This window comes from Rhizobium sp. Root1220 (assembly GCF_001426265.1).
Taxonomy (GTDB): domain Bacteria; phylum Pseudomonadota; class Alphaproteobacteria; order Rhizobiales; family Rhizobiaceae; genus Rhizobium.
Genome location: NZ_LMDG01000037.1, coordinates 146,669 through 170,937 on the forward strand (window position 1 = coordinate 146,669; position 24,269 = coordinate 170,937).

At 59.4% G+C, this 24,269-nt stretch carries 26 protein-coding genes and 1 tRNA gene; 10 read left to right on the plus strand and 17 right to left on the minus strand.

Annotated features, from left to right (window positions below):
* Positions 1-24 precede the first annotated feature (24 nt).
* Entirely contained in the window at positions 25-987 is a 963-nt protein-coding gene (locus ASC90_RS26935; protein WP_056547651.1) for a lysylphosphatidylglycerol synthase domain-containing protein, read from the plus strand.
* Here ASC90_RS26935 and ASC90_RS26940 read toward each other — a convergent pair.
* The 4 genes from ASC90_RS26940 to ASC90_RS26955 are packed head-to-tail and all read right to left on the minus strand — an operon-like array spanning position 955 to position 3,296.
* Positions 955-2,199: an RNA polymerase sigma factor gene (locus tag ASC90_RS26940; RefSeq protein ID WP_056547653.1), complete on the minus strand. Its 1,245-nt coding sequence runs from the start codon at positions 2,197-2,199 to the stop codon at positions 955-957. The two genes, ASC90_RS26935 and ASC90_RS26940, sit on opposite strands and share 33 nt — an antisense overlap.
* Before the next feature lie 3 nt (positions 2,200-2,202).
* Positions 2,203-2,562: a YciI family protein gene (locus tag ASC90_RS26945; protein ID WP_056547657.1), complete on the minus strand. Its 360-nt coding sequence runs from the start codon at positions 2,560-2,562 to the stop codon at positions 2,203-2,205.
* Between the two features lie 4 nt (positions 2,563-2,566).
* Positions 2,567-2,926 carry a YciI family protein gene (locus ASC90_RS26950; protein WP_056547660.1) on the minus strand — a complete coding sequence of 120 codons (360 nt, stop codon included), beginning with the start codon at positions 2,924-2,926 and terminating at the stop codon, positions 2,567-2,569.
* A 10-nt stretch (positions 2,927-2,936) separates the two neighbouring features.
* Entirely contained in the window at positions 2,937-3,296 is a 360-nt protein-coding gene (locus tag ASC90_RS26955) for a YciI family protein (RefSeq protein WP_056547663.1), read from the minus strand.
* A gap of 152 nt (positions 3,297-3,448) precedes the next feature.
* On the opposite strand from ASC90_RS26955, the gene ASC90_RS26960 reads away from it, so the two are divergent.
* Positions 3,449-3,676 carry a hypothetical protein gene (locus ASC90_RS26960; RefSeq protein WP_056547665.1) on the plus strand — a complete coding sequence of 76 codons (228 nt, stop codon included), beginning with the start codon at positions 3,449-3,451 and terminating at the stop codon, positions 3,674-3,676.
* A 9-nt stretch (positions 3,677-3,685) separates the two neighbouring features.
* Here the strand turns inward: ASC90_RS26960 and ASC90_RS26965 are convergent, their stop codons facing one another.
* The 3 genes from ASC90_RS26965 to ASC90_RS26970 form a co-directional block, all read right to left on the minus strand.
* Positions 3,686-5,185, minus strand: a complete 1,500-nt coding sequence (locus ASC90_RS26965; protein WP_056547668.1) for an AMP nucleosidase — start codon at positions 5,183-5,185, stop codon at positions 3,686-3,688.
* An 85-nt stretch (positions 5,186-5,270) separates the two neighbouring features.
* Positions 5,271-5,447, minus strand: a complete 177-nt coding sequence (locus tag ASC90_RS29515; protein WP_200950954.1) for a hypothetical protein — start codon at positions 5,445-5,447, stop codon at positions 5,271-5,273.
* 142 nt (positions 5,448-5,589) lie between these two features.
* Positions 5,590-5,928 carry a DUF2147 domain-containing protein gene (locus ASC90_RS26970; RefSeq protein ID WP_056547670.1) on the minus strand — a complete coding sequence of 113 codons (339 nt, stop codon included), beginning with the start codon at positions 5,926-5,928 and terminating at the stop codon, positions 5,590-5,592.
* Positions 5,929-6,363: 435 nt separating this feature from the next.
* Between ASC90_RS26970 and ASC90_RS26975 the strand changes: the two genes are divergently transcribed.
* Positions 6,364-6,630: a sel1 repeat family protein gene (locus ASC90_RS26975; protein WP_056547673.1), complete on the plus strand. Its 267-nt coding sequence runs from the start codon at positions 6,364-6,366 to the stop codon at positions 6,628-6,630.
* A 131-nt stretch (positions 6,631-6,761) separates the two neighbouring features.
* Here ASC90_RS26975 and ASC90_RS26980 read toward each other — a convergent pair whose 3' ends face one another.
* From ASC90_RS26980 to ASC90_RS26990, 3 genes are all read right to left on the minus strand, one after another.
* On the minus strand, positions 6,762-7,874 hold the full coding sequence (locus ASC90_RS26980; RefSeq protein WP_056547676.1) for a pyridoxal phosphate-dependent aminotransferase: 1,113 nt from the start codon (positions 7,872-7,874) through the stop codon (positions 6,762-6,764).
* Positions 7,875-7,969: 95 nt separating this feature from the next.
* Complete coding sequence (locus ASC90_RS26985; RefSeq protein ID WP_056547679.1) at positions 7,970-8,365, minus strand: hypothetical protein; 396 nt, start codon at positions 8,363-8,365, stop codon at positions 7,970-7,972.
* Between the two features lie 127 nt (positions 8,366-8,492).
* Positions 8,493-8,894: a DUF2177 family protein gene (locus ASC90_RS26990; RefSeq protein ID WP_056547682.1), complete on the minus strand. Its 402-nt coding sequence runs from the start codon at positions 8,892-8,894 to the stop codon at positions 8,493-8,495.
* Positions 8,895-9,060: 166 nt separating this feature from the next.
* Between ASC90_RS26990 and ASC90_RS26995 the strand changes: the two genes are divergently transcribed.
* On the plus strand, positions 9,061-9,507 hold the full coding sequence (locus ASC90_RS26995; protein ID WP_056547685.1) for a host attachment family protein: 447 nt from the start codon (positions 9,061-9,063) through the stop codon (positions 9,505-9,507).
* 60 nt (positions 9,508-9,567) lie between these two features.
* Here the strand turns inward: ASC90_RS26995 and ASC90_RS27000 are convergent, their stop codons facing one another.
* Positions 9,568-9,906 (minus strand): hypothetical protein, encoded by a 339-nt coding sequence (locus ASC90_RS27000; RefSeq protein WP_056547687.1) that lies wholly within the window; start codon positions 9,904-9,906, stop codon positions 9,568-9,570.
* Between the two features lie 338 nt (positions 9,907-10,244).
* Here ASC90_RS27000 and ASC90_RS27005 point away from each other — a divergent pair, with 338 nt between their 5' ends.
* Entirely contained in the window at positions 10,245-10,682 is a 438-nt protein-coding gene (locus tag ASC90_RS27005; RefSeq protein WP_056548007.1) for a glyoxalase superfamily protein, read from the plus strand.
* Between the two features lie 66 nt (positions 10,683-10,748).
* On the plus strand, positions 10,749-12,116 hold the full coding sequence (locus tag ASC90_RS27010) for an MATE family efflux transporter (RefSeq protein ID WP_056547690.1): 1,368 nt from the start codon (positions 10,749-10,751) through the stop codon (positions 12,114-12,116).
* A 97-nt stretch (positions 12,117-12,213) separates the two neighbouring features.
* Here ASC90_RS27010 and iolB read toward each other — a convergent pair whose 3' ends face one another.
* The 5 genes from iolB to ASC90_RS27035 form a co-directional block, all read right to left on the minus strand.
* The gene (gene iolB / locus ASC90_RS27015) at positions 12,214-13,011 is read right to left on the minus strand and encodes a 5-deoxy-glucuronate isomerase (protein ID WP_056547694.1); all 798 of its coding nucleotides are present in this window, start codon (positions 13,009-13,011) and stop codon (positions 12,214-12,216) included.
* A 61-nt stretch (positions 13,012-13,072) separates the two neighbouring features.
* A complete protein-coding gene (gene iolE / locus ASC90_RS27020) occupies positions 13,073-13,990 on the minus strand; it encodes a myo-inosose-2 dehydratase (protein ID WP_056547697.1) in 918 nt (305 codons plus the stop codon).
* Positions 13,991-14,059: 69 nt separating this feature from the next.
* Positions 14,060-15,910: a 3D-(3,5/4)-trihydroxycyclohexane-1,2-dione acylhydrolase (decyclizing) gene (iolD, locus tag ASC90_RS27025; protein ID WP_056547700.1), complete on the minus strand. Its 1,851-nt coding sequence runs from the start codon at positions 15,908-15,910 to the stop codon at positions 14,060-14,062.
* A gap of 22 nt (positions 15,911-15,932) precedes the next feature.
* Positions 15,933-17,867 (minus strand): 5-dehydro-2-deoxygluconokinase, encoded by a 1,935-nt coding sequence (iolC, locus tag ASC90_RS27030; RefSeq protein ID WP_056547703.1) that lies wholly within the window; start codon positions 17,865-17,867, stop codon positions 15,933-15,935.
* Positions 17,868-17,961: 94 nt separating this feature from the next.
* A complete protein-coding gene (locus tag ASC90_RS27035) occupies positions 17,962-18,837 on the minus strand; it encodes a MurR/RpiR family transcriptional regulator (RefSeq protein WP_056547705.1) in 876 nt (291 codons plus the stop codon).
* A gap of 204 nt (positions 18,838-19,041) precedes the next feature.
* On the opposite strand from ASC90_RS27035, the gene ASC90_RS27040 reads away from it, so the two are divergent.
* From ASC90_RS27040 to ASC90_RS27060, 4 genes are all read left to right on the plus strand, one after another.
* Positions 19,042-20,157: a Gfo/Idh/MocA family oxidoreductase gene (locus ASC90_RS27040; protein ID WP_056547707.1), complete on the plus strand. Its 1,116-nt coding sequence runs from the start codon at positions 19,042-19,044 to the stop codon at positions 20,155-20,157.
* Positions 20,158-20,238: 81 nt separating this feature from the next.
* Positions 20,239-21,456, plus strand: a complete 1,218-nt coding sequence (locus ASC90_RS27045; protein ID WP_056548011.1) for an FAD-dependent oxidoreductase — start codon at positions 20,239-20,241, stop codon at positions 21,454-21,456.
* A gap of 80 nt (positions 21,457-21,536) precedes the next feature.
* Positions 21,537-21,626: transfer RNA gene (locus ASC90_RS27050), tRNA-Ser, on the plus strand.
* Between the two features lie 571 nt (positions 21,627-22,197).
* The gene (locus tag ASC90_RS27060; protein WP_056547712.1) at positions 22,198-23,277 is read left to right on the plus strand and encodes a porin; all 1,080 of its coding nucleotides are present in this window, start codon (positions 22,198-22,200) and stop codon (positions 23,275-23,277) included.
* 84 nt (positions 23,278-23,361) lie between these two features.
* Here ASC90_RS27060 and ASC90_RS27065 read toward each other — a convergent pair whose 3' ends face one another.
* A complete protein-coding gene (locus ASC90_RS27065; protein ID WP_056547716.1) occupies positions 23,362-24,255 on the minus strand; it encodes an alpha/beta hydrolase in 894 nt (297 codons plus the stop codon).
* Positions 24,256-24,269 lie beyond the last annotated feature (14 nt).

Genomic DNA, 24,269 nt, shown 5'->3' on the forward strand with positions numbered 1-24,269 from the left:
CGCTTAAGTCAGGAACGCTAGTACATGAAGTCCCCGGTTGTAGCCAGCCGACAATCCTGGTTTATCCGCAATCGCATGACGCTGCTGACGATCGCAATTGTCGCCGCCTATGCGCTGTTCATCCACTGGTTCTGGGGTTGGGCAGCGATCGTCGGACAATGGGTGCAGGTTGGAGTAGTCCCTATCCTCAGCGCGCTGGCGCTGCTGACGAGCACCTACTTCCTCAGAACCTGGCGTATCTACGACTACTTCCCGCGTGAGACCGTTGGCCGATTCACGTCGCTTTTCCGCGTGACGCAGATACACAATCTCCTGAACATCATGCTGCCGTTTCGAGCCGGCGAGACAAGCTTCCCGGTGCTGATGCGCACTGAATTCGGTATCCCACTGGTGCGCGGCACGTCTGCGCTTTTTGTCATGCGTCTCCTCGATCTGCATGCATTGCTTGCTGCTGCCGGAGTAGGCTTTGCCATCGCATCGTCACACAAGATGGCTGCCTGGCTGGCTTGGGCCGCTTTCCTGGCTCTGCCCGTCGGGGCCTTTGCAATTCGCAAGTCGTTGCTGCAACTCGGCGGTAGGATTCTGCCAACCAAAGCCCGGAAATTCGTCGGCGAGATCGAAAATGGCCTTCCCGCTAGTTCGTCATCCTTCGCGCGCGCCTGGGCCATGACGGTTATCAACTGGCTTGTGAAGGTGCTTGTGCTCGCTTGGGCATTGAGCCTCATGGGCGTTCTGCCAACGGCAGCGAGCTTTGGCGGGGCGCTTGGCGGCGAGCTGTCATCGGTGTTGCCCGTGCATGCACCAGGCGGCGTGGGTACGTATCCCGCCGGCATAACCGCCGGTGCAGTCGCCTTTGGCGGCTCCAGCGAGAGGACGGCGCTCGCGGCGTTGGCTCGAGCAAGCATCAATGCACATCTCTTGATAATCGTGTCGGCGTTGATCGGGACGGCCATTTCACTGCCGCTCGGGCGCCGCCGACAGCTCTGAAATCCGCTTCTTCAAAAACGCCTGTTCCGGTGACTGCTGGCATAGTGCCAGCGCCGTCTCATAGGCCGCGATCGCGTCCTCTGTACGTCCCAGGCGCCTCAGAAAATCCGCACGGGCCGAGTGCGCGAGGTGGTAGTCGCGAAGCTCTCCTCCCTGGAGGATCGTTTCGACCAGCTGCAACCCTTTCTCCGCTCCATCCACCATCGCGACAGCGACTGCCCGGTTGAGTTCGGCGATCACCGACGGCTGTGCCGTCAACAATAGGTCGTAGTAGCTCACGATGCGTCGCCAGTCGGTTTCGTCCAGCGTCCTTGCCTGCGCATGTTCCGCGGCTATGGCAGCCTGCACCGTATAGGTCCCAACCTCTCCCTGCCGCGTGGCGCTGCCCAGCAAGTCGAGCCCCTCGGCGATCTTGCGACTGTCCCACTTGCCGCGATCCTGGTCTGACAGAAGGATGAGTTCCCCGTCCGGCCCCCGCCGTGCGGCGCGTCTCGAATCCTGCAAGAGCAGCAGGGCCAGCAATCCCGATGCATCCGGGTGATGCAGGAGGCCGACCAGCAGACGGGCGAGGCGTATCGCTTCGGCGGTGAGATCCGCCCGGACGACCTCTTCGCCCGAGGATGCCGAGTAGCCCTCGTTGAAGACGAGGTAGATCACGTGGAGCACGCGGTCGAGCCGGTGCGGCAACTCTGCGCGGGCGGGCACCTCATAGGGAATTTGGGCGGTCCGGATCTTGGCTTTGGCGCGCACAATGCGTTGCGCGATAGTCGGGGCGGGGACGAGAAACGCGTGTGCGATCTCTTCCGTCGTCAATCCGCAGATCTCGCGCAAAGCCATTGCCATCTGCGCGTCGGCGGGAATTGCCGGGTGACAGCAGGTGAAGATCAGCCGCAACATGTCGTCTTCGATAAACTCCATGTCACCGATCTCCGCCTCATCGGGCGAGCCGTAGAGGCTGTCCTCGATATCCTTCACGGACGCGTCGAAGCGCGATCGCCGCCGGATATGATCGATCGCCCGGAAACGCCCCGCCGAAACCAGCCAACCAAACGGATTTGCCGGCACGCCATCGCGCGGCCAGGTCCGCGTCGCCGCCGCAAATGCATCGTGCAATGCCTCTTCCGCCCGATCGAAGTCACCGAGCAGACGGATGAGAGTCGCGAGTACCCTGCGCGAATGCGACCGGTAAATGTCCGTGATCACGTCTTCCAATGGTCACTCCGGAAAGGTCAACACTCTCACCGGGCGGATCTCGACGGCTCCTACCCTTGCGCAGGGGATGCGCGCGACGACTGACCTGGCTTCCTCCAGGTCCGCCGCCTCGATCACGTAGAGGCCGGCAAGATGCTCCTTTGTTTCCACGTAGGGGCCGTCCGTTATGCTGAATTCGTTGTTGCGCACCCGAAGCACGCTCCCCTTGTCGGGCATTTCCAACGCGTCGGCATAGATCAACGTGCCGTCACGCAGCAGTTGTTCGTCCAGCCGAAAATGCTCACGAACGGTCTCCTCGGCCTCGGCCCTTGTCTGTGTGCCGTCAATGTCAGCGGAGTTGTAGATCAGGCAAACATAGCGCATCAGGTCACCTCTCATCCTTGATGGAATAGGCGGGACGGATCTCGACGGACGCATATCGGAGGATCGGGAACGTCGAGACGATCGCCTTTGCTTTCTCGATGTCGGCAGCTTCAATCAGAACGAAACCACCGAGATGCTCTTTGATTTCAGCAAAAGGGCCATCGGTGGCAACCGGCGCCCCGTTCGTGCGGCGCAGGGTGACGGCAGCCGACGGCGCCTCCAGCGCCAATGCCGTCTGCAATACGCCGCGATCGCGCCAGTGATCGTCGCTGGCGATGCACTCCTGAGTAAGCGCCTCCCATTCTTCCTGCGGAACCAGTTTGCTCTGTTCGGTGTCGAACCAGATCTGGCAGAGATACTTCATTGTTTTCTCCTCAGTCCTCGACCGGAATCGTATAGATCGGCCGGACTTCGATCGATCCCATCTTTGCGAGCGGAATACCGGCGGCCACGCGAATGGCATCGTTCAAGTCCGTCGCTTCGATGAGGATAAAGCCGCCTAGCTGCTCCTTCGTCTCGGCAAAGGGACCATCGGTCACCGACAGCTCGCCGTGACGAACGCGGACCGTAACCGCGCTCGCCGGCGATTGCAGCGCTTGGGCGGCAATCATGTGCCCGCTCTGGACCAGATCCTCGTCATAGGCGAGCGAGTCCCGGTCCAGCTTTTTCTTTTCTTCGTCCGCCATGGCCTCAAGGATCGAAGGCTCGAACCAGACCTGACAAAGATATTTCATGGCAGCTGCCTCCCTGAGTTGCTTCTCACAACTCTTGGACGATCAGCCTAAGCGGATTTCGACAGCAAGCGAAAGATTCTTTCTGCGGATATCGCTGTCGAATCGGAGAAACCGGGTTCGACCAAGACCGTCAACAACATGGAGTGACGGTGATGAGCATATTGGAGTTCATGCTGGCGAACCAGATCTGGGCACGCCGCCATCGGGACAAGAAACCCTATCCGCTGTATCACGACTTGCCGGGCAAACGGGCGATCGCTGTCAGGCTTGCGGCCATGCTCGCGGTCTTCGCGATGTCGATTTTATTGTTGGAAGTCGCGGGCGATCGTTACGGCAGCACTACCGTCGGCGGGAGCACCGTCGCCGCTTCTCGCCAATAGGGAAACGGCCTATTGAAAGGCCGTCTCGAAGAAGCTTCTGAGCTTGCGCGAATGCAGGGCTTCCGGCGGCATCGCGGCCAGCTTCTGGATCGCGCGGATGCCGATCTGCAGGTGCTGGTTCACCTGTGTCCTGTAGAAGGCGGTAGCCATGCCGGGCAGCTTCAACTCGCCATGCAGCGGTTTGTCCGAAACGCAGAGGAGCGTTCCGTACGGAACGCGGAAGCGGAATCCGTTGGCGGCAATCGTTGCTGATTCCATGTCGAGCGCGATGGCTCGTGCTTGCGACAGGCGCTTGACTGGGCCACGCTGGTCGCGCAGTTCCCAGTTGCGATTGTCGATCGTACCGACCGTACCAGTGCGCATGATGCGTTTCAGTTCAAAGCCTTCATAGCCTGTTATCTCGGCTACCGCTCCTTCGAGCGCCACCTGCACCTCCGCGAGCGCCGGGATCGGAACCCAGACCGGCAGGTCGTCGTCGAGCACGTGGTCTTCGCGCATGTAGGCATGTGCAAGAACATAGTCGCCCAGCCGCTGGCTATTGCGCAGGCCCGCGCAGTGGCCCAGCATCAGCCAGGCATGCGGCCTGAGGACCGCCACGTGGTCGGTGATCGTCTTTGCGTTGGACGGGCCGACGCCGATGTTGATCATCGTAATCCCCGCATGCCCCTTTTTCTTCAGATGATAGGCAGGCATCTGGGGAAGGCGTGCGAGCGTGACGTCGATTTCCGGCTGGTTGGAACCTGCGTGGGTAATGATATTCCCGGGTTCCACAAAAGCCGTGTAACCATCGCCGCCGTCAGCCATCAGTTTGCGTGCCCAGGCGCAGAATTCATCGATGTAGAATTGATAGTTGGTAAACAGGACGAAGTTCTGGAAATGCTGCGCGCCGGTCGCGGTGTAGTGGGCAAGGCGTGCCAACGAGTAGTCGATGCGTTGGGCGGTAAACGGCGCTAGCGGTGATGGCTCGCCCGGCGGCGGAATATACTCGCCGTTGGCGATCTCGTCGTCCGTCGTGTTCAGATCCGGCGTGTCGAACAGATCGCGCATCGGAATATCCACGAAGGCTGCGGCGGATGCTTCGACATGAGCACCTTCTCCGAACGCGAAATGCAGCGGGATGGGTGTCGTCGATTCAGAAACAACGACCGGGACGCCGTGGTTTTTGATCAGGAGACCGAGCTGCTGTTTCAGGTAGTGTCTGAAGAGCTGCGGCCGGGTGATCGTCGTGGTGTAGATGCCGGGAGCGGTTACATGACCATAGGAGAGGCGGGTATCCACATGGCCGAAGCTGGTCGTCTCGATACTGACCTGAGGATAGAATGCGCGATAGCGCGCGGTGATCGGAGCGCCCTCGGCAAGTCTGGCAAATCTGTCGATCAGGAATGAAGTGTTTCGCGTATAAAGCTCCGTCAACGCATCGACGGCCTTGATCGGGTCTTCGAAGGTCTGCGGCACAAAAGGCGATGGGGCTGAAACTTCGAGAGGCGCGGAAGAGATTCGTTTGCTCATGCGCCATTATAGAGTGTTGTTTTTAACAAGCAAACGACGTGTCGTAGATCAAGCGGGGTGTGCGGTCTCCATGTGCCGATACGGATCAGCGCATGGCGGTGCATACCGGGCCGCTACCTTCGAGGCAGGTGTAATTGGCTCCGAAGTGTGACTGTGCACCGCCCCCGGCGTTGCGCGTGACCGCCGCCGAAAATGTGACGGCGAAGATCGCCGCGAACAGCGTAATGATAGTGAAGCGTCTTGCCACGATGAGCATGTCCATGTGCTTGCCCCGATGTCGCCTTAGCGTTGAGGCAGTTTTGCCACCTTTCGGCTGAACCTGTGCTGATATTGCGGTTCATCGTGCGTTCAGGAAACCGGCCGGCCATGGCCGCATGCGCCGCGTTTTTCCGGCGGTCGCTGTTTCAGAGACGCGTCCACGTCTGGGATTTGCAGAGAACCGCCATGACGCAGCCCTTCATCCGCAATGAACGTCCCGAAACCGTGCCCGATCCACTATATGTCTGGTCTTTCGCCGGATCGGTTATCTCGCCAACGTAGGTACCGCCCGTACCCGCGAGGATCCCAATCTTCCTGCCGGCATATCGGCCCGTCTTCAGCGTGATGCAATAGCTTCCGCTGCAGGACGCAATCACGGCCGTATCGCCGGCAGCAGTTTTCCAGTTGCCGAGAATCGGCTCGGCCGCATTTGCCAGTGTTGCCGAGACTGCCAGTGTGGTGGCGAGAATGAAGCGTCGGATCATGTGGTACTCCGTTGAAGTCGTGGTTGCGCGGAAAATACCTGACGCGAATGTAAAGATAAATGACTGATGCCGGAATGGCGGCAAAGAGAAGGTAGGAAGACCCACGAGATAGCGTTTGCGATTTCTGAAGCTGATTTCTTGGTGAACGAAGGGTTGATTTTGATATCTTAATTTTTCGTAAATGCGACAAGAAAATCCTTAATATGCAAGGACTCCGATGTTTAACAAAAAACCAAGTTTACCAAGCGTTTGCACTTTGTTTGTCTCAAATTAATCATGCATTTTAGGCGTTTTTTGAAAGCCATCCCTCATAGTGAACCCATCAAACGAGCGGGGCAAACCCGCCGGACCGAAGGGACCAAAAGCCGCGTTAGACGGCAAGGCCCGGAAGGTAAAACAGGGTAAGTCGACAACAGGCTAAACAGGGATAAACCGATGGCACGCTTTGAAATGCACAACGCTGAAATGGCCACCATGGGTGGCGAAAACAACGCCGATGTCTTCTGCGAGATGGGTCTCGTCTACGCCACTGGCCGCGGCTGCGCCGTCGATCTGGTCGCGGCTCACAAATGGCTGAACATAGCGGCAATCAAGGGCAACGACCGCGCCGCGGAGCTTCGTGCTGATGTTGCCGCAAGCATGGACAAGATGCAACTTGCAGCCGCGCTCCGCGCCGCCCGCGAATGGATGACCGTTCACTGAGAATTGCCGCAAGACGGTTGCGACAAGAAAACAACCTCAAAAGAGGGAGCTGGCGGCGCGGCTTTGCAATGCCAGGTAAAGAAGAACCGCGACCGGTTGAAACAAGGCCGGCGCGGTTCGCTGCAATTTCCCTAGCCGAGCGATTTTAGAACAAGCGGCAAGGCTTGCTCGAGGAGAGCCATATCGGCTTCCGGGCCGACGCTGACGCGGACGCAGCGGTTGAGGGGCGCGACCCCGGGCATGCGGATAAAGACGCCGTGCTGCATCAGCCCATCGACGATGGCCCGCGCAAAGGTGCCATCGCGTCCGGCATCGACTGCCACGAAGTTCGTCGCAGATGGCAGGGCAATCAGGCCGTTGGCCTTGGCAATGCCAGAAATCCTGTCGCGCGCCGACTGAATTCTACCGATCACCTCGGTCAGGTAAGGCTGATCCCGAAGTGCGGCCAGCGCCGCGGCCGTCGCGAGACGGTTCATACCGAAATGGTTGCGAATCTTGTCGAAAGCGAGTGCCGTGCCGGGAGTTGAAACGACGTAGCCGATCCGAGCACCTGCCAGCCCGTAGGCCTTCGAGAAAGTACGGGTGCGCACGATATTGGGCAAGTCGATCAACGTACCGATGGGAGGCAGCGATCCGAGCGGACCGGTTTCGCTATAGGCTTCGTCGAGGATGAGCAGCGTGGTATCAGGCAGCGCCCGGGCGAAGGAGACGATGCTGTCGGCATCCCACCAGCTGCCCATCGGATTGTCCGGGTTGGCGAAGTAGACCAGCGGTGCGTTTTCGCGCCTGACAGCGTCAAGCAAACCATCGAGATTTTCGCGGTCGCCGACATATGGGACCGTCACCAGCCTGCCGCCGAAACCCACGACATGGAAATTGAAGGTCGGATATCCGCCGAGTGAGGTCACGACCGGCGCGCCTGGTTCGATCACCAGCCGGACGATCTGCCCCAGCAGCTCATCGATCCCGCCGCCGATCGCAATGTTGGCGGCGCCCACCCCGAGATGCGCGGCCAGCGCCTCCTTCAGCTCGTAGTTTTCCGGATCGTTGTATTTCCAGATATCGCCTGCGTGCTCGCGCATCGCTGCCAGCACGGAGGGCGCCGGGCCGAAACCGCTCTCGTTGGCGCCGATGCGGGCCTTGACCTGAAGCCCTCGCTGGCGCTCGATGGCTTCGGGACCGACGAAAGGCACGGTGGAGGGGAGGGCGTTGGCCAGCGGCGTGAAGCGCGAGAAGGCGGACATTCGAAAGCAATTTCCCGGAAGCTGTGTGGAACCGCGCCAACAATATGCCCTGCCGTCGCCAAGGCAAGGAAGATTATTCCAGCGGCGCTTGGATTCTACATTCGCGCAGAGCCGCGGGCGGCTGTCGCTTCCATATTTCCGATCATGAAGTCAGCACGAACGACGCGCCGGAGTACCTCAGGCTCGATGGTATTGATGAAGCGCACGCCGATTCGCTCGTCGTTTCGGTACACCTCGGCGCAACCGATCCGGTACGCGAGACCGAGAATGTTAAGGTAGTAGTGCTTGGGCAATCCAGCGGCCGATGAAACGACGAACGTCGCGCCGCCGCGCGAGATATCGACGATCTCCGCACTGCGGATGGAAATGCCTGTCAGGCAGGGCCGAACAGCGATGATACGCGCTGGCCGTCTTACGCTGAACTGTTCCCAGCGTGTTTCATAGACCGCGGACTTGACGGTCGCCAGGTGGGTGGCGCGTAGCATCTGCATTCCACGTGTCTCCTCAAACCAGGGTTTTCCCAGTTTTACTCGGGCAGCCTCACACGAATGCTTTTCGTATTCATCAACTGAGAAGATACAATTTTAAGGAAGACGGATTTTGATCGCCGACGACCAGTCAGGCGAATAGGCGAGCGACCGTGAAGCCGCTTGCCGCAGTCAGCGAAGTGAGGAATGTGCCCCATCCAATATCGATCACCGCCATCGCAACAGGCCAGTTCCTCAACGTTGCGAGATTGGTGATCTCGTAGGTGCCATAGGCCGCGAGCCCGAGGACCGCACCGTAGACGATTGCCATGATCAAGGATCCCGCGGATAAGGCGGGAAGTACTGCAAGGATGACAACGGCTGCTGCAAAGAAAATGTAGAAGACCACGGCAATCCCAAGATTAGGAGAGGGGAGCATCATATCTCCTAACTGGTCACGGTAGAAAGTTCGCGCGACCAGGCCGAGCCAGATTGCATCCACTGCAAGCAGTGCCACAAGCGAACCACCATACGCGACAAATGCTATTTTCATGTCTTGCCTCGCTTCGTTTCGTTAGTTCTACGCGCAAAAAGAGGTTCGGATTGTCGAGCGTGAAAATTCTCTCTGAATCACCCGAACTCTTTGACCGGCCACACGTTTTTATTGGGCGACCGGCTTGCGTCGTGATGATTCAAAATGAAATAGCGAGGAAACAAAAATGGCTGACATTAGAGTCCCCTGGGAATCATGGGTCGTTGTCTGCGATGGAGCCAAGGCTCTGTTTATGCAGAACTCCGGCGATGCCGAACTGATGAACTTGAGGGTGCAGGAGACGTTGGCCCAGCCGAACGAGGCAGACAGGGAGATCGGGACCGACAAGCCAGGCCGAACACACGCCGCCGACGGATTCAGCGGGAGCGCCGTCGAAGAGACGGACTGGCACGAACAGGCTGAAGTCGAATTCCTGAAGCAGGTGGCGCGCAAGCTTGACGAACTGGTGCATCAGAAAGAAGCCAAACGCATCCTGTTGGTGGCGCCACCGAGGGCTCTTGGCACACTCAGGCCGAACATCAGCGCGGATGCCCAAGCTGCGATAACCGGTGAGATTGCGAAGGACTACACAAATCTGCCGGTCGATCAGATCGAGCGGCATCTGACCGCGTGAGGGCTGACATGATGACGCGGGCTAACAGCCCGCGTTTTGTTTCCGGATGCGTATCTCTATTCACGTCTCAAAATTCAGTCGCAGCACGTGATGCAGAAATTCCGCGTTGATCAGCATGTTGAAGCTGATTGTCACCAGCTCGCCGTCGCGCTTGACCACTGTCGACCCGATTTCATCGTGAATACCGAGGATTTCCAGGTAGAAATTGTTTGGAACTTCAAGGCTTGGGCTCACTTCCAGCACGGCCCCGGCGAGCGTGATGGTACGGATCAGGCATTTGACCTGGGTGCCCGTGCTCAGGTGATGGCCGACGAAGATGATCTTGCCCGGCCGGTCGAGAGAGAACTCCCGATAGGTCTGTTCCGGTTGCTCGGTATCGAGGTGCGTCTGAAAGGCCACGGCAGCCTCCGCCTGTTGTGTGTGTTGAGACTAACGCGATAATGCTGACAACGTCTGAACAAGCTCTTTAAAACCCCAACCTTATGCGTGTCTGGACAGAGAAATGGGTCAGTATCGGGCAAAACCGGCTGATGGTGCCTCTTATCTGTGCATCTTGACACTGCGCATGGCTTCAAGCATATCAAACGCGGTTTCGAGGCACCGGCCGCTCGCGGATGATAAATCCATGGTGAAGTCTTCGACAGAAATGGTCGCAGCCCACTGGTGCATGCTGACTGGCGGCAATGCGAGCTCCCATCTACAGTCGAATGTGGCATGCCTTCCGAAAGGCTGAACCTATGACGACGATCTATCCTGCCATCGATGAGCTGAAAGCTCAGGCAAAGCGGCTCCGCCAGGCGATGGAAACGCGCGGCACGGCAGTTTCACACAGCACCGCGCTTGAACTCGTTGCCCAGCAGCATGGCGTTCGCGATTGGAACACGCTGACTGCGCTCTCTTCTAAACCGAATGCCGACCCCGTTACCTTGCTCTCCGTGGGGTCGCAGGTGCGTGGCCGTTACCTGAATCAGCCTTTCAGCGGCAAGGTTCTGGCACTCGCCGAGACCGGTGGTGGGCTCCACAAGATCACCATCCATTTCGACGAGCCGGTTGACGTCGTGACGTTCGATAGTTTCTCGGCCTTCCGCCAGCGCGTCAGCGCCCAGATAGATGGCAGTGGTGCATCGCCACGGAAGACATCGAACGGTCTGCCGCAGCTCATTCTCAGCATCTGAGCCATCCGAACTCCTTTTTGAAACGGCAAACCTTGCAGGGTGTGCCGTTATCGCGCGGATCCGCCCATGAAAACCGATAGTGAACACAACGCATTTCTAACCGGCTCGCTGCCTGCGGTCTTTGCTCGCACCGCGGCACCTATCATTCTGATCACCACGATCAACGGCTTCTTCGCAGTCGTGGACGCCTACTTCCTTGGGGCCTATGTCGGCCCCGAGGCGCTTTCGGCCGTTACACTGATCTTCCCCGGCCTGATGTTGATCATCGCGCTGCAATCGCTTGTTTCGAACGGCATGGCGAGCATTCTCGCCCGCCAATTGGGAGCAGGCAACCGGCTCGCGGCGCGGCGGACGTTTTCCGCTGCCCACGTACTCTCGATCGCCGTCGTCGCTTTGGTCAATGCAATCTACTGGGGCGCGGGTTGCCACATCATTGATGCCGCCGCTGCCGGCGATGCGGAGGTCGGCGCAAACGCCAGACTCTTCATGGGCATCATGGTGAGCGCAGCACCCGTGGCGTTCCTACTGTCGCTGAACGTCGATGCGCTTCGTTGCGAGGGCAAGATCGGCTTCATGACCATGGTGACATTTGCCGCATCGCTGCTGAACATTGCTGCCAACTGGTTCTTCATGGCAGTCATGCAATGGGGGGTGGCAGGCTCGGCGATCGGCACGGTCTCGGCACAGGCGATCTGCCTCGTATCGATCCTCGGATATCGCTGGCGGGGGGCAATGGCACTGCGTCCGGCGAGGCGGTTTTCATTCGCGGAATGGAAAGGCATCGTCACCCTCGGCGCGCCGATGAGCCTTGGCTTCATCGGCATTTCTGCGGGCTCCGCCGCAATCATCGTAAACCTCTCCATCTGGGGTTCAGCGGACTATGTGGCGACCATCGGAGCCTATGGCGTCATCACGCGCATAATGACCTTCGCCTATTTGCCGCTGCTCGGCCTCAACATCGCCTTCCAGACGATCTGCGGAAACAACTACGGGGCGGGGCTTCAAGAGCGTGTCGGGCGCAGCCTGCAAATCGCTATGATCGCGGCGCTTGTCTACTGCACGTCAGTCGAGGTCATCGTCGAGAGCCTGGCCGGGCGACTGGGCTCGATCTTCGTCAGTGATCCTGTCGTGATCGGGGAAGTCTCGCGCATTCTACCTTGGACTGTCGGCGCGTATTTTCTCTTCGGCCAGATGATCGTGCTCTCTGGTTATTTTCAGGCGATCGGCGATGCCAAGCGTGCCGCAATCTTCGGCCTGTCGCGTGCTTATCTCTTTACGCTGCCGCTCACCTTCCTGCTGCCCCGCATCTTTGGCGAGATCGGGATCTGGATGGTGCCGGTCTTCGCCGAGGCCTCTATGCTCGTGCTGGCAGGGATAGTGCTCGCGCGTCTCGCAAGAGGGAGAGGTTGGCGCTACGGGCTATTGCCCGCGTGAAAGCCGCGCTATTGGGAACGCGGCTTTTTTCGGCAGGTATTGGAGTCCATATCAGGCCCTGGGCGTCGCTGTCGAAGCCGACGACGATTAGGGCGGCTCATGCCTTCATCAGCCACTCGTGTTCAGGCGCATTGTGGAATTTCCAGACGCGCTTTGGACCGGCCATGACATTGAGATAATAAAGGTCATATCCGTGGCAGGCGGCGCAGGGGTGATAGCCTTTCGGTACCAGCGTGACATCGCCATCTTCGAGCACCATCACCTCGTCCAGCGAACGATCGTCGGTATAGACCCGTTGGAATCCGAAGCCCTGCGGCGGGTTCAGGCGGTGATAGTAGGTTTCCTCAAGAAAGCTCTCGTTCGGCAGGTCGTCCTGGTCGTGCTTGTGCGGCGGGTAGGATGAGGTGTGGCCGCCCGGCGTGATGACTTCCACGACAAGCAACGAATAGGCCGAAGCATCGTCCTCCGGCATGATGTTGTTGACATAGCGGACATTCGTACCCTTGCCGCGCGTCAATGCAGGGTGCGTGCCGGGCGGAATCGCCTTGGCCTCGTAGGTGCCGCCGCCCGGTGCGGAGCAGACGGCGAGTTCCAGATTCGTCTCGGCCGCCACCGACCATGCCGACTCCATCGGGATGTAGAGCGCGTGCGGCTGGCCGTCGAAAGGGTTCATCCGCTCACCGAGCGTGCCGAAATCCTTGGCGCCGGCCTTGGCTTTGCCCTTGCCGCTTACCCAAACGAGGCAGACTTCGCGGTCGCCGGTTTCGCCGGACACCGTTTCGCCCGCCTTTAACCTGTGCATCTCGAACCCGACATAGGTCCAGCCGGCGTTTTCAGGCGTCACATGGGTGACGCGGCCGCTCTTGCCTGATGGTTTTACCTTGAGGTTTGGCATTGATCTGTCTCTCCTGGTAGGTTGTGGCGCCTTGCTCCGGCAGTCCGGAGAGGCACTCACCTTATCCTTTGGGGAAGCCTTCCGTTTCGACGGTATAGCCCGCGGCCGTCATAACCCGCGTCAATTCGGCATGGCCGATCTCGGCCATTTTCTGCGGCGGGGCTTTGCGCGGATCCTGCTCGGCCTCGACGACGAACCAGCCCTCATAGCCGTGATCGGCGAGCCGCTGGACGATGGCGCCGAAATCGAGCGAACCGTCGCCCGGCACGGTGAAGGCGCCAAGCGACACCGCGTCGAGGAACGATTGCCGGCTGCGATCGAGCCCATCCACCACAGGCCTGCGGATGTCCTTGACGTGAACGTGGTTGATGCGGGCATGGTGGTTGCCGATGGCGCGCAAAACGTCTCCCCCGGCAAAGGCCAAATGCCCGGCATCGAGCAAAAGAGGGATACCTTCTCCCGAATGACGCATGAACGCGTCTAGCTCCGGCTCGGTTTCGACCACGGCAGCCATGTGATGGTGATAGGAAAGCGGCATGCCCTGCTCGACGCACCACTCCCCGAACTGGGTGACACGACGCGCATAGGCCTTCATCTCGTCATCGGAAAGACGTGGCTTGGTCGCGAGCGGCTTTGAGCGGTCGCCTTGGATCGAGCGGCCCACCTCGCCGTAGACGATGCAGGGAGCATTGACCGCCTTGAACAGTTCGATCATCGGAGCGATGCGGTCCTTGTTGGCGGCAAGCTCTTCGTCGACCAGCGTACCCGAGAACCAGCCCCCGCACAGCGTCACGTCGGCGGCGCGCAGGATCGGCAGCATCACCTGTGGATCGTCAGGAAAGCGGCGGCCTTTCTCCATGCCGGTAAAGCCTGCACTTCGGGATTGCCGCAGGCACTCCTCGAGGGACACATCGTCGCTGAGCTCAGGAAGATCGTCGTTCCACCACGCGATGGGCGACATTCCGAGTTTGGCCTTCATAAACATTCTCCTTAAAGGCATTGTCTGGAGGAGCGGTAACCGCTCTTCCGCAAAAACGACGACAATCGGCTAACCGATGCGCTGGGCGGTACGCGCTGCGACATAAGCCTTGTGCGCCTTGTTTACCTGTTCGCGAGGGCTGACCTCGGGCACGGCGACATCCCACCAGTGACCGCCGGCCTCGGTGGTGATCAGCGGATCGGTATCGATCACGAAAACCGAGGTGCGGTCGTTCTTTCGCGAATCGATGATGGCCTTTTCCAGCTCGGCGATCGAGGCGACCTTGACCGCGATGGCGCCCATGCTCTCGGCATGCGCGCGAAAGTCGATTTCCGGCATGACTTGGTGGTAGGAGTCCTTCAGCAGGTTGTTGAAGTTGGCGCCGCCCGTGGCCATCTGCAACCGGTTGATGCAGCCGTACCCGCGGTTGTCGAGCAAGACGATGTTGAGCTTGAGCCCCAGCATCACGGAGGTTGCAAGCTCCGAGTTCATCATCATGTAGGAGCCGTCGCCGACCATGACGACGACATCCTTTTCCGGATGCGCCATCTTCGCGCCAAGACCGCCGGCGATCTCGTATCCCATGCAGGAGAAGCCGTATTCCATGTGGTAGCTGCCGGGAACGGTGGCAGGCCAGAGCTTGTGCAACTCCCCAGGTAGGCCGCCTGCCGCGCAAAGCGCAATCGTCTTCTCGCCGCCAATCGAGCGCGCAACCGCGCCGATCACCTGCGCATCTGAAGGCAGCGCGGCATTGGTGGCGGCCATCGCCTTGGCCGCGGCATCTACCCAGATTTTCTTTTCCTTCTCGGCCTTTGCCGCAAGGGCCGCGGGAGCTTTCCAGCCGGCAAGCCCGGAGGATATCGCCTTCAAGCCTTCGCGCGCATCGGCCACCAGCGGATGCGCGTCATGCTTGACCGCATCATAGGCCGCGATGTTGACGCTGAGGATTGCAAGCTTTTCGTTCTTGAATAGCGCCCACGAACCCGTGGTGAAGTCCTGGCAGCGGGTGCCAACCGCAATAACCAGATCAGTTTCCTCGGCAATGGCGTTGGCGGCGGACGTACCTGTGACGCCGACCGAACCGAGCGCCAGAGGATGCCGTTCGTCGATCGCCGACTTGCCAGCCTGGGTGACGACAACGGGAATGCCGTGGGCTTCGGCAAATGCGGTCAATTCCTTCGTCGCCTGTGAATAGAGCACGCCGCCACCGGCGATGATCACCGGCTTTTCCGCCTTCCTGATCAGGGCAATGGCGTTCGCCAGCTCATCGGCATCAGGACGCGGGCGGCGCGTCGCCCAGACACGCTCCTCGAAGAAACTCGCCGGATAATCGAAAGCCTCGGCCTGCACGTCCTGGCAGAGCGACAGAGTTACCGGACCACAGTCGAGAGGATCGGTCAAAACCTGCATGGCGCGCTTCATGGCCGAAATGATCTGCTCCGGCCGCGTGATTCGATCGAAATACCGCGAGACCGGTCGGAAAGCGTCGTTGGCCGAAACCGTGCCGTCGCCGAAATCCTCGATCTGCTGCAGCACCGGGTCTGGGGCGCGGTTGGCAAAGACATCAGCGGGGAGAAAGAGAACCGGGATGCGGTTCACGTGCGCGACACCCGCTGCAGTTACCATGTTCAGCGAGCCTGGCCCGATAGAGGTCGTGCAGGCCATGAAGCGCTGGCGAAAGCTTGCCTTTGCATAAGCGATCGCCGCATGCGCCATGCCCTGTTCGTTATGGGCGCGATAGGTCGGCAACTCGCCGCGCACCTGGTAAAGTGCCTCGCCGATGCCGGCCACGTTGCCATGGCCGAAGATCGCCCAGACACCGCCGAAGATCGGCACTTTCCGGCCGTCGACCACTGTCATCTGCTTCCTGAGAAAATGCGTAACGGCCTGCGCCATCGTCAAACGTATCGTCTTGCCCATGGGGCACCTCCCAATGCTCTAATTAATGCAGGCCGCGGGTTTTCAACCATGCCTCGGTCAGTTGGCGGAAGCGTCCAGCCATATCGGTGATCGCCTCCTCGTCATTCATGTTGCCGGACAGCCATGCACGGGCCGCATCGGCAAAAATCGTACGCCCGACCGCAAATCCCTTGACGGAGGGTGCAGCAAGCGTCGCCTCGAAGCCCTTGAGCAGTTCTTCGGCCGGCGCCTCGAGCCCGAGCAGCACAATACCCCGGCACCACGGATCGTTCCTGGCGATCACCGCCTCGATCTTCTTCCACGCGGCGCTGGAGGCCTGGGGTTCCAGCTTCCACCAGTCCGGCTTGATCCCCAGAGCATAGAGCTCTTCCATCGCGGTCGAAATGGTATCGTCGGTCAACGGTCCGTTCTTGCTGGCGATGATCTCGATCAGGAGCTCGCGACCAACCTTGCGCGCCGCTTCGAAGAGCGTACGCAGCTTTTCTTGTTGCTCCGTCTTCAACTCGGCGGGATCGTCCGGATGATAGAAGCACAGGCACTTGATGCAGTGATCGAGCGGCCATTCGACAAGTTGCGAGCCGATGTCCTGGCTGAATTCGAAGCGTAGCGGCTTGGAGCCCGGCAATTCCACCGGGCGGCCGATCCACGCGAAATTCTTGGTTGCGGCATCGAAGAAGGCATCGCGGCCAAATCGCTCGTCGATCAGCATCCCATAGCCGCTGCGGCCGTTCGCGACGCGCGCAGCTGCCTCGACCGCCAGCCGCTTGAAGGCAACGATCCTCTTGTAGTCCACACCCAGTTCGTCGCAGACGCTGGTCAGTTGCGAGCGATGGTCGATCGCCAGCGCCATCAATAGCGGAATCTTGCCCTTGCGGGTCGAAGCCCAGTGAATGTGGTTTATTTCCTCGTCCTTGCGTAGCGCCAGGTGCTTGCTGCCGTTCTTCAGGAAAAAATCGAGCTCCGCCCAGGTCGGGTATTCCGGCGAGCAGAGCAGTCGGGAGACGGCAAAGGCACCGCAGGCGTTTGCCCAGGTCGCACAGGTTTTCAGCGGTTCGTCCTTTAACCAGCCACGCAGGAGGCCGGACATGAACGCGTCGCCGGCGCCCAGCACGTTGAAGACCTCAATCGGAAAGCCTTCGCCGATGATGCCAGCCTCGAGGTCGTCCGAGATGGGGCCGTCATAGACGATGCAGCCCATGGCGCCGCGCTTCAGCACGATCGTTGCAGCGGAAAGGCGACGAATCTCTTTCAAGGCTCCAAGCACGTCATCGGCGCCCGAGGCGATCAGGATTTCCTCTTCCGTCCCGACGATCAGATCGCAATCAGGCAGCGTCTCCTTCATCTTGGAGGAAACGCGGTCGGACTTCACATAACGCTCGAATCCCTCCGCATGGCCGGCAAGCCCCCAGAGGTTTGGTCGGTAGTCTATATCGAAGATCACCTTGCGGCCATTGGCCTTGGCGATGCGGATCGCCTTGCGCTGCGCAGCCTCCGTATTCGGCCGGGAGAAATGCGTGCCGGAGACCAGCACTGCTCGAGACGACTTGATGTAGGCCTCGTCGATATCGCTTTCATCAAGCGCCATGTCGGCACAGTCGGAGCGATAAAAGATCATCGGCGAGACGCCTTCGGCCTCGACAGCGAGAAGCACCAGTGCTGTAAGCCGCTCCTTGTCCGTAACGATGCCGTCGGTTGCAACACCTTCGCGCGCCGACTGCTCGCGAATGAAGCGTCCCATCTGTTCATCGCCGACGCGCGTTATCAGGCCGGATTTTAGCCCGAGGCGGGCCGTGCCGATGGCTATATTGGCGGGGCAGCCGCCAACCGATTTGGCGAACGAGCCGATATCCTCCAGCCGCGATCCAATTTGTTGACCATAAAGGTCGACCGAGGAGCGGCCGATGGTGATCACATCAAGTTGCGGCTCCGGCTGTGCGCCAGGATTCGATTGTACCATGATGTCCTCCCGCTGGATTCTAGCTGCGGCCTGGATGGGTCGCCGACTTTTGACAATGAAACATCGGTTCCGTAATATTGTCAATTCGGAATGTTTATTCCATTTCGGCTTTTACGGATTTTATCTGGGCAAGCTTGCGCCGCCGCTCGGCAATCGCCACTGGTAAAGCCATGGTTAGCGCCATGGAGGCAGACAGCGAGCGGAATCCGGCAAAATCTGCTTCAGCCAGTTCAAACCAGCAGGTCGCTCGAGCCGCCAATGGCGAAAAGGCGGAATCGGTGATGGCAACGACGGGTACGCCACGAGCTGCCAACTCTTCCGCTTGGCTCAGGCTATCGGCGGCATAGGGCGAGAAGCTCGCAGCAATTGCCGCATCCCTTGGTGTTGCAAACTGCACCATTTCCGGATCGACGCCATTCGGCGACGCGACGATCTGGTGGCGGATGTTGAGCTTGGAGAAGGCATAGGTCATATGCGCCGTCAGCGGATAGGAACGTCGCTTTGCAATCAGATAGATTGTGTCCGCTGCGGCCAGGATATCGACTGCCCGCGTGAAGGTCTCTGTCTGCACGGTCGCCGCAAGGCGATTGACCGATTGGCTGGCAGCCGAGATGAAACCCGTAAGCAGGTTTGCATCCTCGTCGTCACCGCTCGATTGTTCGAGGGTGACGAGCCGTTCCTCGTAACTCAGCGTCCGATCGCGCAGACGCTCGCGAAAAATGCTCTGCAGGTCCGAGAAACCGTCGTAGCCGAGATGATGTGCCAGCCGGACCAGTGTTGACGGCTGCACCTCCGACGCAGCTGCGATGCTGGCGGTAGTTCCAAAAGCGATCTCGTCGGGATTGCCAAGCGCAAAGGCAGCGACTTGGGCAAGCCGCTTCGGCATGCTGCCCTTTCGCTCGATAATGGTGCTGCGCAGGCTTTCGAAATCGCGCGGAACTCTTGCGCGCGGCTTGGTGTCACTTTCCATGTCGTCGATCCGAAGAATGAAACAAATATTCCATGCTTCTGACCATAATTGATTTCCGCCCGTCGGCCTATCTGTTTTATTTTCACTGAAATACAAGGGTTTTGGCGACAACGATGGGGGTTCGGCCGCATTGGCAAGGGCGCAACCGCTTGTCAAAATGATCTAAATATTCCAGAAATCAAAGCGGCATCGGGAGGAAATACAATGACGCCACTCGGAATCGGCCTGATCGGCACCGGTTACATGGGCAAGTGCCATGCGCTGGCGTGGAATGCCGTCAAGACAGTCTTTGGGGACGTCGAGCGGCCGCGTCTCGTGCATCTGGCCGAAGCCAATCCAGAACTGGCCGAAAAGCGTGCATCCGAATTCGGTTTCGAAAAGGCAACCGCCGATTGGCGCCGCCTTATTGCGGACCCGGAGGTCGACATCGTCTCCGTCACCACGCCGAACCAGTTCCATGCCGAAATGGCGATTGCCGCGCTCGAGGCTGGCAAACATGTCTGGTGCGAGAAGCCGATGGCGCCTGCATACGCCGATGCCGAGCGTATGCTGAATGCAGCCAGGGCTGCGGGCAAGGTTGCCGTCCTCGGATACAACTATATCCAGAACCCGATGATGCGTCATATCAAGGAACTGATAGACGAAGGCGCAATCGGCCGTGTGAATCATATTCGCGTCGAAATGGACGAGGACTTCATGGCCGACCCCGACGCGCTCTTCTATTGGAAGAGCGAACTCTCGGCGGGTTATGGCGCTCTCGATGATTTCGCGGTGCATCCGCTGTCTCTGCTTTGGTATCTTTTCGGCCATGTCGAAGCTGTCATCACGGACATGGTGAAGCCTTACGCCGATCGACCCTTGGCGAACGGCGGCCGGCGGCCGGTTGAGAATCACGATGCAGCCAATGTTCTCATGCGTCTCGGCGGGGGCATCTCAGCGGTGCTGATGGCAAATCGCGCTGCCTGGGGGCGAAAGGGACGCATCGCACTCCAGATATTTGGCTCCAAGGGCGCAATCACCTATGACCAGGAGCGGATGAATGAATTCGAGCTCTATCGAGCGGAAGGCCATGGTGCGGAGCAGGGGTTCCGCAAGATCCTGGCGGGTCCGGCTCACCAGCCGTACGACCGTTTCATTCCGGCGCCAGGTCACGGCCTCGGCTTCAACGATTTGAAGATCATCGAATGCCGTGAGCTCATTCGAGCAATTTCCGGCGAGCCGTCGTCGATCGTGACATTTGAAGACGGTCTCAGGATAGAGAAGTCCGTTCACGCCATGGCACAGTCGTTCCACGAGCGTCGCTGGATCGAGATCGGCTGAGGTCGATCCTCTGGTTGACGACGCCGAGGGCAGGGGGTAGGCCTTTGCTGGAGCTCGCGAATGTATGCTGGGAGTGGGATCGTGACGGACAGATTGGTGATAATCGGCGCGGGCCAGGCAGGGTTTGCATTGGCCGCGAAACTCCGCGCTCTCAAGGACATGCGCCCGATCACCATCATCGGTGCCGAGGATGTTCTGCCCTATCAGCGCCCGCCGCTCACCAAGAAGTACCTGCTCGGCGAGATGAGCTTCGATCGCCTGCTGTTTAGGCCTGAGCACTGGTACGCCGACAACAATGTCGAGATCAGGCTGTCGACTTGGGCCGAGCAGATCGTGCGCGAGGCGAAGCATGTTGTGCTGCAGGACGGCTCCATACTGGAATACGGTACGCTCGCGCTGACGACGGGCTCCACGCCCCGCAACTTGCCTGCCGCAATCGGCGGAGACCTCGACGGGGTCTACGTGGCGCGCGACAAGCGTGACGCCGACCTCCTCGCCGAGGAAATGCGGCCGGGCCGTCGGGTCCTTATTATAGGTGGCGGCTATATCGGTCTCGAAGCGGCTGCCGTCGCGCGGCATCTCGGGCTCGAGGTAACGGTCATCGAGATGGCCGAGCGAATCCTCCAGCGCGTCGCCGCCAAGGAGACCGCCGACATCATAAGGGTGATTCACGAAACGCATGACGTTGTCATTCGAGAGAAGACGGGACTGAAGCACCTGGTGGGTCGGGACGGACGCGTCGTTGCCGCCGAGTTGTCGGATGGATCCACCATCGATATCGATTTTGCGATCGTTGGGATCGGCGTCGCGCCCAATGACCAGCTCGCCAAGGAGGCCGGTCTCGACGTCGCCAATGGAATCGTTGTCGATGCATTCGCGCGCACCTCCGACCCCGCGATCTTCGCTGCGGGCGATTGTGCTGTGCTGCCGTGGCAGGGTGGCAGGGTTCGCCTCGAATCGGTGCAGAACGCCGTTGATCAGGCCGAAGCGGTCGCATCAGTGATTGCCGGCGGCAACGAACCTTACGATCCCAAGCCATGGTTCTGGTCGGATCAGTATGATGTGAAGCTGCAAATCGCCGGCTTCAATCTGGGATACGATCAGACGCTCTTGCGCCCAGGCACGCGCGAAGGCGCGCATTCCATCTGGTATTTCAGGGATGGCACATTCATCGCCGTAGACGCGGTCAATGACGCCAAAGCCTATGTCACCGGCAAGAAGATGCTGGAAACGGGAATCAATCCCGACATGACGATCCTTGCCAACGCCTCGGCCGATCTCAAGCAATTGCTGAGCTGAGGACAATGGCCTGGCCGCAGGTGGAAAAGCGGAAAAAGCGCTTGCGTCACCTGTCGAATGACTCTATCAGGCTCTCGACCGGAGAGGTGGCCGAGTGGTCGAAGGCGCTCCCCTGCTAAGGGAGTATACCCGGAAGGGTATCGTGGGTTCGAATCCCATCTTCTCCGCCATCACCTTCCAGGCAATGAGTTAAGCTCAGCACATTCACAGCGACATGACCCGACTCGCGGCATCACCGCTGCATGCTACCGATGCGGTAAGGTGTCTCCGATATTCGCGTCAGCAGAATCAAACTGAGAATCACTGACTGTCAGCAAAACTGATTCTCCATCATTGGAACCGCGTGACGGCGGTCCCGGCCTGCGCAGCGCTTGCGCGGCAATGTCGAATAGCTTGATTCTGGCGGAAAATCGGTTCCAATGTGGCACATTCGACCCCATCGAGGAGGGGAACGAATTCGTAAAGGTCCGCAAAATCAGTGCTTTCTTAACAAAGTATAAAGAAACGGCCGGGGCGAATGCCGCATTTGTGACCTTTCCGCAACAGCGCATGGGGAAGGCTGTGGCAAATACCCCGAACGGCTAAGTTGGTGATTGCGTGACAGGCCCGGTCTTGTATTTTCAACTTCGGAAGCGAGGGCGGTTGATCGTCCGACTTCTTGAAACATGGGGATGGGGCAGGGAACGCTGCTCTAACGGCGAAAAACCCAGACCCGATCGAAACTTTGAATTGGAGGTCAATATGAACATCAAGAGCCTACTTCTCGGCTCCGCTGCTGCTCTCGCAGTAGTTTCCGGTGCTCAGGCTGCTGACGCTATCGTTGCTGCCGAGCCGGAACCAGTCGAATACGTTCGTGTCTGCGACGCATACGGCACTGGCTACTTCTACATCCCAGGCACGGAAACCTGCCTGAAGATCGAAGGTTACATCCGTTTCCAGGTTAACTTCGGTCCTAACCAGGCAAACGACAGCGGCAACTTCTCTGGCGGCGTTGGAACGTCCGACTGGGATGCCTTCACCCGTGGTCAGGTTCAGTTCACGTCTAAGAGCGACACCGAATACGGCCCGCTCACCGGCGTGATCGTTCTGCAGTCGAATGCCGATGCTGCAAGCAACGCGTTCCAGAACACCATCCTTGACTCCGCTTACCTCGACATCGCTGGCTTCCGCGCTGGTCTGTTCTACAGCTGGTGGGACGATGGTCTCTCGGGTGAAACCGATGATATCGGCAGCCCGGTCACGCTGCACAACTCGATCCGCTATCAGTACGAAAGCGGCGACTTCTACGCCGGCATCTCCGTTGACGAGCTGGAAGACAGCCCGTTCTACAACGGCGAAGTCTCGAACAACGAAGGCATTGCAGTTGGTATCGGTGGCAAGGCTGGTGCGTTCTCGTACCAGGTCACGGCTGGCTATGACTTCGACAACGAAGCTGTTGCTGTCCGCGCCATGGGCACGGTCGCAATTGGTCCTGGCACACTCGGCCTCGCAGCCGTCTATGCTGACTCACCTGGCGCATACTACAACGCCGCAGAGTGGGCTATCGCTGCCGAATATGCCATCCAGGCTACCGACAAGCTGAAGATCACCCCCGGTGGTCAGTGGTACAGCGGCTACGGTGTTGATGCTGATAGCGACGGTGGCTTCGGACCTGGTGGTGCCGACGCCGACTTCAACAACGGTGACGCATGGCGCGTTGGTCTGACGGTCGATTACCAGATCGCCGAGAACTTCTACGCCAAGGCTAGCGTTCAGTACACGGATCCGGATGATTTCGACGATTTCACGACCGGCTACTTCCGCCTGCAGCGTGCATTCTAATCTGATCTGACCTCGGTCAATCAGGAAAGCCCGGCTCTCGAGCCGGGCTTTTTCGTTTTATGCGGCTAGGCATTTGGGGCCGCTCTATATCGCCGCCAGAAATTGTCGGATGCGTCCAAAAACCGGATTGATGTGAATCAGTGGTGGATGGCCCTGGCCGGGTGCCAGGACCACCGTCAGTCCGGGATGATGCGCTGCCATCTCGGCCACAATCGCCGCCGAAAGCAGATCGGAGTTCTCGCCTCGGATGACCACGAGTGGCGTGTCGGCGAACATGTCGAAGTGGCGCCACAGATCCGGCAGCGGCTTTTCGAAGTCGATCGTCTTTAACTGTTCGGCGATGGCGCGATCAAAATCGCCGGCGAGCTTTCCGTCGATCTCGCGGTAAATCGCCTCGGCCATTTCCGCCCAGTCCGTCTCCGCGAGGGCAGGGAAGTCCGGGCCAAGCCGGGATTGGAGCAACGCGGGTGCGTCGCTCCAACTTCGAGGGACCGCCGCGTCGTTGAGGTCGTCGCGGATCCGCATGAGCCCCCTGGCGTTCAACTCCGGCCCTATGTCGTTGAGAATGACCGCGGCGAGAAGATCCAGTTTCATCTCGACAAGAAAATGAAGGATCAAACCGCCACGCGATGTGCCGATGAAGACCGCTTTCGCGATGCCGAGATGTTCGCAGGCCGTCAGTACGTCCTGAGCCTCCATGCGAACATTGTAGTTCGACTTGTTCTGATCGCGCTCGGAGAGCCCGCGCCCACGGTAGTCGAGCGCGATGACCCGCCGCGGCGCAGCCGTGTCCTTTGACAGGCGCAATGCCAGTGGATGAAAGTCGCGGGCGTTGCGCGTCAAACCCGGAAGGCAGATGACGGGAAGCCTCGCCAGCGCGCTTGGCGCTTCCGGTTGGTAGTCACGGAGCGAGAGTGTCAGGCCGTCGTCGGAAACATAGGTTCGTTCACGATAAACTTGCTTGTCAGTCCCAGCCATCCGCGCGCTCCTCG